This is a genomic window from Helicobacter baculiformis (genome assembly GCF_900197685.1).
GTDB classification, from domain to species: Bacteria; Campylobacterota; Campylobacteria; order Campylobacterales; family Helicobacteraceae; genus Helicobacter; species Helicobacter baculiformis.
The window spans coordinates 51,175-65,109 of record NZ_FZMF01000019.1 but is presented as its reverse complement, the minus strand read 5'-3'; the positions used below and the strand labels follow the sequence as shown (position 1 = coordinate 65,109).

Here is a 13,935-nt window from a genome sequence, read left to right as displayed (position 1 = left end):
GCTGATATTTCTGATGCTGGTATTTGGAGTTTCTAGGCAAATTACCTAATGACTGCACACAGCTCTTGCATGGTGCACATGGTGGCACCATTTTCTACTTCTCCTTTAACTAATGGTTAAGTGGGCGATCTTTTTGTCATTACTTAAAAACAAATGCGCGACATAAAAGATCGCAATTTCGGATTTTTGAAGCTCTATGCCCAAACTTTTTAAATCAAGCTTTCTTTCACAATTGGGCTTTAAATTTTCAGCCAAGCAGTAGCGCGCGACCTCATCCAAGAGAGCGATTAAATTTTTTGTTTGCGAAGCACTGGGTTTAAGCAAATCGTAGTCGCGTAACCTAATGGCTCTTAAAACACCCAAGAGCGTAAGGGTTGTATTGACAATGTTATTTAACTTTTCAAGCCTGCTAGGGTTATCCCTTAGAGATTTAAGAGCCTTAAAATTAGTCTGCATGTTATTTTCGATTTTATTTAAGAGTGTCTTACAATCCTGTTTTTCTAGCAACTCATAAGCCTCTTTAGTGTGCCATAGCGCAACCTGCAATGCAAAGAGGGCATGCTTTTCTTCTAATTTAAGGACATGCTCCATCAATGGCTTAGAGTGGGTGCTAGCAAGATAAAAGCCTAAATATCTCAGATCTCTTGTTCTGCAAGCACTGCATAGAAAATGCCTTTTAAAATAAGGGTTAAAAAACTCTCTTTGTTTATGGCTTAAAAGATGTCCTAATGGCGCGATGATTTTTAAGTATTGTTTTTGGAAAAACGCCTCTTCTTCTTCGGTAAATTCTTCCTCAATGAATTCTATCCATTCCTCTAACATTGCTTTAAATTCCTCTGAAACACTTGTATCTAGGGGTCGTCTTTGGGCAAAAATGGTAGCCAAAAAAGAGGCAAATCTATTGTAAAAGTCCTCTTGGCTATAGATTCTTATAACGCTAGCCTGACTCCTCCTCTCATCGATTCTAAGTTTAGCCCTTAAAAGAGTGCCGGGTTTCAACATCTCCTCATTGCAATAGTCTTTGGGAATAACCTTTCCTTCTTTAATATCGCCATAAAACCAACGCGCAGTGGGAGGATTTGTTGCATCTAACCTTTCTAAATCTACATGGGCACTATAAGAGCCGGTTTGTCGGTTATAGTAACTCCCAATTTTTACATTTTTAGGGACCCGAAGGTGCTCGTAATTATCCAACTGCAAGACTTCATCTATCAACTTTTTTTGGAGCGGTTGTAAATCCGGGAAGTTGGGGTAAACACTAGGATCAAAGGGCTTTTGCTCAATAATGCTCGGGATATACGATCTAGGATAATCGGGGTTGGTGGGCAGAAAATGGATAGTGTAGACATTCTCATGTTCATAGCAGTATTCCAATTCTACACGACAGACAATATCGCTCACATGCGGCAGAGTTTCTAAATGGAGTTGGTAACGGCTGGGCTTGCCCGCAACACTGATATTAAAATAATGAGAAGTCTCTTTGGCTTTGAGAATAAATTTTTCTGCAATGCAAGTTTTGTTGCCCTGAAAGAGGCTTTTTTCATCGACCAATACAAAAGATTTAAAATAAGTCCCATCAAAATATTCTAAAGAGAGATTGGGTAGGTGATCCTTATAGGGCTTGTTGCCCTGTTCAATGAGTGTAAAAACCTCGCACATGCTTATAAGTAAATCTTGGGCATTGGGGTGATTTACAACAAAAGAACGATTTTTAAAAAGTTGGGGGTATTTTTGGTAGCTCGCCTTAAGAGCAGAGACATTTTTAGTCTCTCTGTCCTTGCTGTCTATAAGGTGTGTGGGGTAGCGCACCAAAATCATGCCCTTGATACCTTGCTGATCTTTAGGCGCGTGCTCTACAACAAGGGGTGTCAGCCAACATCTGCCCCCCGCAACGCCTTCTTCATAAAACACTACAAGCGTGTCGCCTATTTTGATGTTTGGATGCTTCAAATACGATAAGGCGCAAGCAATGCTTTTTGGGAGACTCTTACTTTGATGAAAATAAGAGGCAATCAAACTTTTCATGTTTTTAAACTCAAAGTCATCTACCCAATCTTCCACCAAATAATGCATGTCAGAAAAGTAAAACCGTTCCTTAAAGTCGTGCAAAAACGCGCCCAGTATAGGAGTATCCAACTCTTTGAGGGCTCTAGGCAGACTAAAACATCCGCCTACATGTAGTACTCTCGCGTTATTGGCGTTAATAAGTTGCCCTTTCACTCTTTGCTTATGTAATAGAGGTAATTGCTCAAGCTTGCCATCTAAAAGCGCACACGGGTGATCTTGAAAGAGGTCTATAAACACATCTTGGGTTTTGGAGGGGGTGAATACCCGCTTCTCCTGCAAATGCGTCCTTAGCATCATTTTAGCCATTTGTCGTGTTTGTCTAAAGCAAGGTGTAGATACCCAATATAAATCGCGCAACACCTCATATTGGCAGATACAAAAATGCTCTATAGACAAAGGAGCGGGCAAAATGGGGATTTGGCTAAAAAAATGCAATTGCATGAGCATCTCAAAGCGCAACACCTGTTTAAGGGTGAGTCTAGGGTATTCTAAGGGTCTGTGGATTTTTTGATAAGCTTTGAAAATTTTGCTGTAATGATGGTGGTGTAAAAGCAAGTTATTAGGCATAACAGGCTGGTTTTCGTGGATATTTTGCGCCACTTCGCTTTTAAGCCAATGACGCATTTTGAGCAAAAGCGTTTGAAAACTGCAGAGATCACCTAAACGAGTCTCTCGTATTTGAGCGATGCGCAAAACCTGTTTGATAAAGCGTTTGAGCAGTCTATTTTCTATGGTGTTGGGATCATAAACTCTTTTGACGCAGAGCATCTTACCATCGGGGAGTCTATCTTTAAGTGCGCGTCCGGGTTTCTTTCCTAGCCAAAATACACATTGCGCATCAAATTCCTTGGCTTGAGCGAGGGGTATTTTAGCATGGGCGCGCCTAATATTCGTGTTAGGATTGCGTATTAAGCACTCTAACGCCTCGCTGGTATATTCCAAGAGATAATAAAAATCATCGCAGTAAATAGATTGTGCATAATCAAAGCCGCGTATATTTTCCAAGAAAGAAAACAAATCGGGCTGCTCGAATCTGCCTATCTTTTTATCAAAACCGCTATTCTGCCTCAGCCAGCTTAAAACCTCCAAATGCGGCTTGTTTTCAGGGAGGTAGAGTTCCTCTAAGAGCATGGCTATTTTTGGGTTTTATGAAAGAGGGTTTGCCACTCAGGATTATCCAAATAGTGCGCACTATTAAAAATAAATTGTCGATAAGGGTTGTTAGTCGCGTGTCGGAGATCCTCCTCTAGCTGTATATTTTTCTCGCTCAAGAGTTTTTGAATATCCACTAGCACTTGATGGGTATCACCCTCAATTTCCATGCCGCGCAATTTAGGGACAATTTTTTGTACAACTTGTTCTTCAAAAGCAAAACGTAGAGCCTGATCTAAGAGGGTTGAATCCTCTTTATGGGTAAATACTAGAGGGTGGTTTTTCATATAGAACTCCATACCCTGCCACACACGATGCCCGATCGCGCGCCCTGTTTTTTCTAAAAGCCCATTGATTTGTTCGACAAGCTCTTTATAATTTTCTAAAGCTTGTGCGGGGATTTGCTCATCTCTTAGCCATGTCTGCCAAGTGGATCGTGGGAGGTATTTAAAATCTTGTCGACTAATACTAAACCCTGTTTTACGGCTATGAAGTTTGGCAGGTCTAGGGAAATTGAGGCAGAAGGCGCGATCGAGGACTTTATCAGAAAGCGCTTTTGTGCTCTCATCTTCGTTCATTGTGCCCACCCAAAGCAAGTTATCACCTAGTAAAACCTGCCATGACATGCCCGTGCCTAGTTTGACATGGACAAAAACCCCCTCTTTATCGCTGCGTTTTTGCTCCAATTTGCTCAAAAACTCTGCAAAGTAGAGTTCGATATGTGCAAGATTCATCTCGTCTAATAAGATGAGGTTCATGCTCTCTTGTAATCCAAAGTCCTGTTTTTTCGACTATGTGCCGTTTGGACGAAAAAGCGTAAAATCTCTGTGGAGTCAAATTTATTTTCAATCATATTGAAGTAACCCATCATTGATTCGGGGCTATCCCAAGTGGGTTGAACAGCCTGAGCAAGAAAATTAAACCCGCCAAAATGGGCATAAAGTTTAGGCAACTCGGATTTGCCCGTGCCAGAGACACCGGAGAGCACGCTTAAAGGCGCATAGATCGCTGATTTTAAAGCCGTATGAAAAGCATAAAGTAGACGCGTGGGGTAGTTGATTCCAAAATCTTGGATTTTTTGTTGCACATGGCTTAGGTATTCCATCTCGTCTGTGATGTCCAAAGGTGCGCCCAATTTTTGGGGACTAGAAGATTCGATTTGCCGAAAAACATCACTTTTACGCGCTTCAAATTCTTTTCCGCCCTCATAAATGGAACGCAGGCGTTGGTTTTCTTCCTCTTTGATTTCCAAAGCACTTTGTAAGCTTTCAAGCTTGGATTCTAATAATCTATTGGTACTTTCTACTTCTTCAAGATGATGGAGTTCATGGATTTTAGTCATGATTTCTTGGCTTTTCTCTGTCTCTTGCTTGGTGAGTCTATCAAAGTGCTCTTTGATCTCGTGGTATTGTTCTTTCCATGTCTGTCTTTCCTCATCCATCTGCTCAAACTCCGTTTCTAAAGTTCTATACTTGTGCTCGAGAATCTCAAGCTCTTGATAGGGTTCTTGTTGTTGGTAGGTATCAACCTGTTTTTCTAGTTCTCGATTGGTGCTTTTAAGTTCGAGGTTTTGCTCATCTAACTCTCCAATTTTTTCAAGCAACTCTTCTAATTTATTGTCCTTATGTGCTAACCTGGACCCCATGTGCTCGAGTTCTTTTCTCACATCTTCAAGCTTCTTGGTTTCAAGCCTATCAATAGCTCCTTCTTTTGCCTCTAAGTTCTTTTCCCTCGTATCTAAGAAAATCTCTTTTTCTTGTAAAGATAACTCTTTTTGCAAAATTTCTATAAACGCGTCTCTTTGTTGCTGGACAAAATCCCTAAAGGCGTTTTGTTCTTGTTGGATCAACGCGCATTGATCGTTGTAAGCCTGTTGCAGATCGCGCCACTGGGTTTGGTAAGTGTTTTGCAGGTGCTCTACATGGGTAGCGTTTTGATTTTCAAGTTGTTGCACCAACTCTTTTTGCAGATTAGCTGTTGCTTGCTGCAGATGATCACATAAGGCTTTAAAGTTCTGTGCGTTCTGTTGTTCGCGTCGCTCTATATCCTTTCCCACTTGTTGTAAGATGCCTAGCTCTTGCTCTTTTTGGTGTTCCCGTAGCGCTGCCTCAATTTCGTTACGCTTGGTCTGTGCGTAAATCTCCATGTCCTTTGTAAATGCTTCAAAATCTTGACGGCTTTTGATAAAGGCTTGTTTGTCCGCTTCAAATACCTTCATCTTGTTTTGCAACTCTTTTTGTTCTTGCTGGAGCGCATTCGTTTTTTGGTGTAATTCCTTTTTCACCTCTTCGATCTTGTCTTCACGCTCCGCGACCGCATTAAGGGCTTCTTGGAGTTTGCCCTTGAGTTCTTTCCCTGTCATACTTCTTCCTTTAAAAGTTTTTTAAGATAAATAAAAGCGTTCTCCGTCAATATCTTAAGTTGCGCGCAACTTAGAATCCCCAATTCTATGTTCACTCCATTGCCATGCCCTCTTAAAGCGATGAGTTTCTCTACCAAGCGTATTTCATCACTGCAGGCTTCCCTAAAGCTTAAAAAGACTAAAAAATGCGCTCCCAAACTAGCAACTCCCTTAGCAAAGGCACTTTCTAGGTAAGATTCGCGCACGCCCTTCAAAGGTGCGCCTAGACGATTGCGCAAAGAGGTCAAAAGCGCATCTTTAGATTGAGGTTTTAATTTGTTAGAGACGTTGATCTGCTTGAAAACTCCTTCAAAGAGTTGATAAAGATTGCAAATCACCACCTCCTTAATTTGGTTTGCGTGATTGTCCTCATCCACATAATTGAGGTGAAAATGAATCTCAATGATCAATTCGCGATCCCAATGATCCAAGTTATCAAAGAGATAATCAAATCTTGTTTTTGCATCCAAGATAGCGTTTTGTCTGTAATTTGTTTCGCTTTGAATATTTTGTTCTGCCCCCTGTTGTAAATTGTCTAAAAACACTTCTACAAGGGCATAAATCTCTTTTTGCCACCTGTGGATGGTTGCTATTTCTATAGATTCGAGTTCCTTGTGCTTGCGCGGGCTGTGGTGTTTAAATAGGTTTCTAAAGGGGTATAACGCCTTTAGAGTGTTGAGAAAATGGGGGTGTAGTTGGGCTATTTTAGTTAGTCTCTCATCTCTATTTTGCAATAAGTGCTTGAGCTCTAAAATGGGAATTTCTACAAAACTCTTAAATCCCATATCCTCAGCATAGCTTTTTAGTTGCTCCTCTTTGATAGCGCGCTTGGTGTTTTGGGATGTGTCATTGAGCACGCGCTCGCACAGATCAAACAAATCGCCACACACGCCTTTAAAAACCTCATCTGTAATTTGTTTGCTCTTGTGTTTGGCAAATTTTTCCTCGATCATCTTGATCTTGTCATCATAGGGAGTTGGAAACTTAAAGGGGGATTTGATGCTCTGTGCTACTTTTGCCCCCTCCACTTTTCTGTCCTCCAAAATACGCATTTTGAGTTCCTCATTGGTATGTTTCTCAAAGCTGGCAAGCAAGATAGGAGAAAAGCCCCCAAATCCATCACTTAGCTTAAAACGCCCCTCAAAGAGCACTAAAAGCTGGCAGTGCAGATAGAGTAAAGTGGGTTTGTCTTTGATCTCCATAGACTCTACAGACAAACTCTCAGAGGGGTAATTTTTATTATAGGTGTTGAGAGCCTTTGTAAACTCTCTTAAAGTGGGCTTATTAAGTTTTTTTATTGGCTCATCAAGGTGATAAGCCCACCTCTGCTGGATTTGATTGCGCTTGAAAAAGACTTTTGGAAGCGCGCCCTCTTTGGTTGTACCTACTTGAGTTCTTGGTTCTTGCAAACTCACATAATCGATCAGAGCACCGCTCAAAGCGTCTTGGAAAAAGTAGCCCAGCATAGGTATGCTCTCCTTAGCATCGTTAATCTTATTGCAATCAAAAATTTTTTCTGACACCTTGTAAAACAGATCTTCTAATTTTGGGGGAAAACCCAAAGCTTTGGCTAGTTTTTGAGGGTTTTTAAAGCTCGAATCATTTTCTATCAATCTTAAAGCGGTGCGTTCTATGTGGTTTAAAGAGTGCTCATCACTTTTATGGTAGAGCAAAACCTTGTAGCAATAACATGGCATCAAAATAGAGGTGCACTCCGCTTCAATCTCTTTTAGGCTCAAAATTTCCAAAAATCTTGCCCTCCTTTTCACACAGTTGAATGAAGTTGTAAAGCCCGGGCACTTCCTCCTGTGCCTTGGGGCTTTTATAAAAGTCTAATTCGCCCACTACAATGAGGGCTTTTTTCTGCCTGCTCATGCTCACACAAAGGCGATTCACACATTTTAAAAATCCAAAAGAACGCCCCGCTGAAGTGCGCACGGCAGATAAAAACACAATGTCAAATTCCATACCCTGAAAGGAATCCACCGTGCCAATTCTAGGCATTTGTTCTTGGGGCAACAAAGTTTTTAGCCTCTCCTCAAGCCTATCTTTTTGGGCTCTATAGAATGTGATAACCCCAAAACTCAAATTTGGATTCTCCTCTTTGCATTGGATTAAAAGTTTCATAATACAATCCACTTCTGCCTCTCTGTAAAGGGAGGTCTTGCTCCTTTTTTCGATACCTTCTGTAATTTTGATGTCCATCCACACGCAGGGCTTGTTTTCCAAAAAACCTAAATGGTGTGCAAAGTGCGTAGCGTCTAAGGGGGATTGAAAACCCTCTCCATGTTGCTCATAAAAGGTATCGCTGACAAATTTTCCCAAAATAGGATGGGTTCTATATTGGTTGCTCAAAGTGATTTGACGCTTTTTTCCATCAATCTTTTCAAGAAAGATAGCTCTCTTTTTAAGCAGACTAAACATGCTCTCTGAGATCATCTCTTCAATGCGTCCCCTCACAGAGACATCTTCATTTCTAAGAATCTCTTGGGTGATCTCCTCATCTTTTTCATGGGGTAATTGGCGGTGATCGCCCACTAAGATAATGCGCTTTTTGGCTAAAACCATCACGATCAAGAGGTCTAAAGGGGATATTTTAGCCGCCTCATCAATGATCACCGTGTCAAAACAGGAGGCTTTCTTATACTTGATCACCTGATCAGATTGCCCTGTGGTGCTCGCGCTCACAAAGCTATAATCCTTGAAAAAATCCATATCCGGATTGTTTTCTAGGCGTTGGATATATTCGATCAAAATTCGACTGGTGCGATCCAGAGTTGTACGACTTTTCAGAGAGTCTAAGACTTGTTCTACAAAATCCTCTAAATCTTGATTGCGCTTTGCTTTAGAAAAGTGGGGGGCGGGGGTGAAACATGCCAATAAGTGTTCTTGAAGGGCTTTGATCTCTTGGAGATTGGGTTCTCTCTCTTGCAACAACTCTTTTTGACTCTCACTTAACGCGTCTTTGTAGGCACTATAAAGCAAATCTTGATTACGCGCCATGCCGTCATCTTCAAAACTCTTGGGTGTTGTGCGCAAAGCGTAAATGCTAGAGCGTTGATCTAAAACTGCGGGTTTGGGGGTGAGTTTTTCTTTTAGAATTTCTAATTGTGAGCGCAAGGACTTATCCAAATGCCAAATGCGCCCCTCAATGAAATCTAGCAGAGATAGGGGGTCGATGGGAGATCTTCTATAGCTTTCTAAAGCGTTTTCTATCTCTAAGATTTTCTCTTTTTGACTAAAGTCTAAAATCTCCTTTTTGGCTTCTTTGGCAAGTGTTTGACTCCATTCCAAAAACTCTTTTTCAATAGGAGCGCTATCCTCGCCCTTTTTATTGCCAAATTTGGGCGTGGGTAGCCCCCCTATCTCTAAACGATTGCACACATTGGTGGTCGCATCATGCCCATGCGCACAAACCAAAACACTCTTCATGTACTCAGGATCGTATTCTTCATATAGGCGTTCACAAATGGCGTTGATTAAGGTGGTCTTGCCCGTGCCCGGGGGACCTTGTATAATGGCAATGTCTGGCGTGTTGAGCGCGATCCCTATCGCCTCCTCTTGGTTGGGCGTGGGAGGCTTACTTTTAAAAACCTTGTGTGTTGTTTTAGGGGTGAGCGCACGCATTTTATGAGAGCCGACACTTTGCAAAACTCCTAAAAGTTTTTCTCTATCCTCATCTTCTTCATTTTCATCTTTAATATCTAAAATCAAAAAGAGATTAGGGTTTGCACTGCTACCATTCAAAGCCATTTCTAAGGCTCTTTGCTTACGATCAAGATGGGTCTTCTCACCATAGTAATTCAGCCACACCCATAGTTCTTTGTTTTCAAGGTCTCTTTGGGTCTCTACTTCCACCCATTCGTCCTCTACTTTTATGATTTCTAAAATGATTTCTTTTTCTTTAGGTTTGCGCTTTACAAAGTCCAAAACCGCATCGCGATCCTCTAGGTTTAATCTTTTCAAAGACTCAATATCCGGCTCCTCTTCCTCTTTTTGTATATACAGACACAAGCTGTCGTCTTCTGTCAAGGTCTCTTTAGGGATGGAAAAGTAAAATTTATAACCCGCTGGTGTGTGCTCTATCTTTTTAACTTGGCGCGCCCCAAAGCGTTGCGCTCTTGTGAGCATTCTTTTGTATTCCAAATAAAGGTGAGTTTTATAGATATTCAAATAGCTATGGGCATTGTTTTGATAAGTCTTTACTAGCTCTTTGCTGATGGGGTTGGTGCTCTGTAGCGTAAATTTAAGCGCGCCCTGCACTAGAATAAATCCATTGCTAGAAAAATTCCCTCGAGTTTGCAATCTATATGCCTCTAAAAACTTCTGATCTCTCTTAGAAGAGGTTTTAACACCCAAAGTAAAAACATTGGAGTGCAAGCTAAAAGTCTCTATCTCTTCTGTGTTTGTCATTACCCCTCTGGTGTGGATCAAAAAGTAGGGCTCGCCATTGATAGAAAAATGGCACTCCTCGTGGAATTTTTGAAGACATTGATCATCATTTGTGCTTTTGTAATGCCTATTGAGCTCATTTAAGACTTTTTCCTCATTAAAATTAATGGCAGTGGTTTCAGGATGTCGTTTTAGAGGATTGTTAAAGAAAATGATCTCTAAGATCAGAGTTTGTGGCTGGTTGCCATGAATGTGGACAATCCTTACAAGGGCTAAAGGACGGCGCACACATAGACTATTGATCTCCCTAGCCTGACTCTCCTGGATCAATTCTAAGCTAATCACCTTGCCCTGCGCAAAAAGGGATATGCGTTGTCCTTTAAACTCCAAAAATCCTAAATTATCTTTACCAGCTTGTAAAAGCTGTTGGCTTGTATTCCTCGCCCTCACATTTTCTAAAAGAGTGTCTGTTCTTACACGCATGAGGTCTAGCATGTTTGCTCCTTAAGTTGCACATGGACGCAAAAACCCCAATGCCTTTGTTGGCATAGAATTTCTACGCCCCTTTGCAAGTCTGCATCATTTAGGCGTTTCTTGTTTGCGCTCAATTTTCTTTGGTTGACAAAAACCCCTTCCTTTTCTTTGAAGATTAAGAGATCGGGTCTGACTTCTAAAAAATCTGCCTGCATGTCTAAGACATTCACACCTTTAAATAAGCAAGTGGGTAAATGAACACTAAAGCACTCTTCTGTGAGACACAGCGTAAACTTGGCATAAACACGTCCATGTTGTTCTTGATGAAAAAAATAGCTGGTCGCGCATAGTCTTTTGGGTTTGGGCGCATCGCAGTAAGGGCAGATTTCTAGCTCCTCTTTGTAGTGCATACCACAGCGCGCACACTCTAAGCAAGAGAGCGCGCTCAATTCCAAAGCTTGCGCAAAAAGTGCCAAACTTGGACGGCTTTTAGGATTGTCTTTACCCTTTTCAAACAAGAGATGAAAAAGCTCTTCCCTCTCTTGGGACAATATATAGCTTAACTTCAAAAGAGGCGTTTTAATATTACTAGTATCTGTGCGATCTTCTACCCAAGCGCATTGTTGCCAATCGCTCTCAGTAGCTTGCACCCCATCTAAGAAGGGATGGTTAGTTGTCAGTAACCAATAAGCCACGATGCCAAAGGTGTAAATATCACTCTCCATGCTATTGGTCTGCCCTCTAAAAAACTCTGGAGGTTGGTAGGGATAGGTGCCCATAGCTTCTTTTTGCACATAAGATATATTATCCGCATCAATGAGATACACGCTAGGATGTTCTTTATTTTGATCCTCAAATAACACATTGCCTTTTGAAAGATCGCCATAAATTAATCCGTGAGCATGCAATCTAAATAAAACGGCTGCCAATCTTGCTAAGAGTTTTAGCCTCAAGCGCGCGCCCCCGGTTTGGATGTAGTAAGTGAAAAGAGTTTGTAAATCCATTCTCTCTTGAAAAAATTTAGCCCAAAAGGGATGGATATTTTTTAACTTAGTGCCGATAATCGCGCTCCCCTCTTTTAAGATCGCGCCTAAAGACTTTAAAGAAGTTAAAGATGGCATCACATAGCCCGCTCTATCTTGGAGCAAGGCTAGAGGGAGCACCACAGGAATATCTCTAGGAATGGGCATTCGTATTAAATTTTGCACAATTTGGCAAAAAGCTTTTATATCTTCTTCTTGCGTGAGTTCTTGACCATTTTTGCCTGCGACTTTAACCAAGACATCTTTATCTAGGGTTTGATAGACTTTTCCCTGCCCTCCCTCACTCAACACTTTGTCCAATACATGTTGATTCCTCAACGTATCCAATACGCGCATATAACCCCTTACTCTTTCAAAATAGCTATCAAGGTTTTATCATCGCTATAGCCTAAAGAAGGCCATTTTTGAAGCCAAATTTGCGCCTCTTTATAAGGGTCTTTGCTCCGCCTACACTCTTTTAAAAAGTCTTTGACAAAATCTAAACGCCTTGCAGGTTGCAAATCCTCGCTAATTCCATCGGTGCATAGCAAAAGTCCGCACACATCTCTAGTTTCTAAAACACGCCAATAGATAGTAACATCCCTTGTAAAAGGCGTGGTGTGGTTTGCAAGCGTACCTTCTTTATTCTCTTCTAAAATCTCCTCCTGTTTCCCCAAAATTGCCAACATCCCATCACCCACTTTGCCCACATAGATTTTAGAGTCTGTGATAATAGCCATTTGCAAAGTGCTCAAACACTCTTCTGGTAGCTTAGGAAAAATTTGGCATTCCCAAATAGAGGCTAAAATAGGTGCAAAAAAATGCAGATCATGGTGCTTAAAATCAAATACTTTTAAGGTTTCACAAACAGACAAGCAAAGCTTTCTACTCCCCTCTGCAGAATGTTTTCTACTCCCTAACCCATCGCACACCACTGCAATCAGTTGCCCTTTATAGCGCGCGATTTTATAGGCATCTTGATTTTGATCTTTGTGCAAACCCTTTTGTGTGGCTACCCAAGCTCTAAACCCCCGTGCCCTCATGCCAACAAACCAGCTTCCAATAAGACATGATGCAGCGCATTTAAGGCATGTTCTGGCTCATAACATGCCCGACTTATTTGGACTAAATGTTCTTTGTTTGCATCTACGCCCACAGCAAGACAAGCACACACCTTAAAATTAGGTTTTTCAAATAATCCATCGCTAATGAGAATACTAGGAGTTAAGCTAGAAGCATCCTTAAGTCTGAGAATTTCACAAGTACAGCCTAAGAGATCACAGGATTGCTTGAGAGTGCGCGCTAGATAGAGACTTGCTTGCATCTTTCCCCACTCTTGCATAGAACCCGAATCATCTAGGATTAGATAAATACTGGGGTTTTTAAAGTTCATCAATCTGTCTATCTAGATCGTCTAAAATATCGTTATGCGCATTTGTATTTTGAAGAGGGGGATTTTTGGCAAAAGTTGGAGAAACTTTTTGAGTTACAGCTGTGGTAATGGCTTTAAAGCATTGGATGAGAGAATCTACATTATCAGCGTAAAAAATATTTTCACCGCTAAAATCTTTAATCGCCTGGGGTTCTTTGCCCCTTTCCCCGATAAAAACACTATAGCGGACACTCTTAGAGCTTCTATTCTCTTTATTGTGGATAAAATCATGCAAAGGTTCTTCCCACGCGTCATTGGGTTCTCCATCAGACACTAAGATCGTGTAGGGGGTGTAGAACTTCTCTAGAAAAGTCGTTTTGTCGTGAATTAGATCTCTTGCTAATCTTAAAGCGCCACCTAAGGGAGTGTTACCCCCCCCCGCAGATAAAGGCTTGAAGTGAATAGTTTCTATCTTGCTTAAGGATGTATACAACGCCACGCCATTAAGCCCAAAGGTGATGATTGCCAACTTGGAAAAATTTTCCAGTCTAGCTTGTTCTTTGAGTAAATCGATCATAAGTCGCACGCACACATCTAAGCATTCAAGACGCGTTTGACCCCCCGGCATGAGAGTGTTCATAGAGGCACTGGTATCTAAAAGCAAAAAAATAGGGATAAAACGTTCTTCGATTGTGTAGTTAGAAATGTCGATTGCCAAAAGACCCCCTTTACAAAAATCAATCGCCACTTTCAATTCTTGATGCGCATCGCCTTGAGCCCTATCTAGGCACAACATATCCGAAATTCTGGCAGTTTTTATATAAAAATTATCTTAAACTGCACCGCTTGTGGGAACGAGCATATCTTTAAGAATCTTGAGAATCTTGCTCTGCGAACGGGCAAAATAGAGACACACAAAACATGTTACAATTGCACTTTTTTAGCGCCGACGATGCCGCAAAAAAATGTAAACACAGCGGTTCTACCTTTGGTGTTGTCAAATCAAGGATATGGAGTTACCCAATGCATACTCAGTTTACCCCATCAATCACCCC

The 13,935-nt window shown here is 41.3% G+C and carries 9 protein-coding genes; all 9 read right to left on the bottom strand.

Annotated features, from left to right (window positions below):
• Positions 1 to 105 precede the first annotated feature (105 nt).
• From C6G87_RS04355 to C6G87_RS04320, 9 genes are read right to left on the bottom strand one after another with little or no spacing between them, the layout of a single operon-like run.
• Complete coding sequence (locus C6G87_RS04355; protein ID WP_104752313.1) at positions 106 to 3,198, bottom strand: hypothetical protein; 3,093 nt, start codon at positions 3,196 to 3,198, stop codon at positions 106 to 108.
• 2 nt (positions 3,199 to 3,200) lie between these two features.
• Complete coding sequence (locus C6G87_RS04350; RefSeq protein WP_233709005.1) at positions 3,201 to 3,977, bottom strand: restriction endonuclease; 777 nt, start codon at positions 3,975 to 3,977, stop codon at positions 3,201 to 3,203.
• Positions 3,974 to 5,581, bottom strand: a complete 1,608-nt coding sequence (locus tag C6G87_RS08820; RefSeq protein WP_233709004.1) for a coiled-coil domain-containing protein — start codon at positions 5,579 to 5,581, stop codon at positions 3,974 to 3,976. Before C6G87_RS08820 ends, C6G87_RS04350 begins: the two co-directional genes overlap by 4 nt.
• On the bottom strand, positions 5,578 to 7,368 hold the full coding sequence (locus C6G87_RS04345; RefSeq protein WP_104752312.1) for a hypothetical protein: 1,791 nt from the start codon (positions 7,366 to 7,368) through the stop codon (positions 5,578 to 5,580). The genes C6G87_RS08820 and C6G87_RS04345 overlap by 4 nt, the downstream gene beginning before the upstream one ends.
• On the bottom strand, positions 7,340 to 10,507 hold the full coding sequence (locus tag C6G87_RS04340; protein WP_104752311.1) for an AAA domain-containing protein: 3,168 nt from the start codon (positions 10,505 to 10,507) through the stop codon (positions 7,340 to 7,342). Before C6G87_RS04340 ends, C6G87_RS04345 begins: the two co-directional genes overlap by 29 nt.
• Positions 10,501 to 11,865: a protein kinase domain-containing protein gene (locus C6G87_RS04335; protein WP_104752310.1), complete on the bottom strand. Its 1,365-nt coding sequence runs from the start codon at positions 11,863 to 11,865 to the stop codon at positions 10,501 to 10,503. Before C6G87_RS04335 ends, C6G87_RS04340 begins: the two co-directional genes overlap by 7 nt.
• 8 nt (positions 11,866 to 11,873) lie before the next feature.
• Positions 11,874 to 12,551, bottom strand: coding sequence for a PP2C family serine/threonine-protein phosphatase (locus C6G87_RS04330; protein ID WP_104752309.1), 678 nt, complete (start codon positions 12,549 to 12,551; stop codon positions 11,874 to 11,876).
• Positions 12,548 to 12,901, bottom strand: a complete 354-nt coding sequence (locus C6G87_RS04325; RefSeq protein ID WP_104752308.1) for a hypothetical protein — start codon at positions 12,899 to 12,901, stop codon at positions 12,548 to 12,550. The genes C6G87_RS04330 and C6G87_RS04325 overlap by 4 nt, the downstream gene beginning before the upstream one ends.
• Positions 12,891 to 13,598, bottom strand: coding sequence for a vWA domain-containing protein (locus C6G87_RS04320; protein WP_104752318.1), 708 nt, complete (start codon positions 13,596 to 13,598; stop codon positions 12,891 to 12,893). Before C6G87_RS04320 ends, C6G87_RS04325 begins: the two co-directional genes overlap by 11 nt.
• Positions 13,599 to 13,935: the final 337 nt, after the last annotated feature.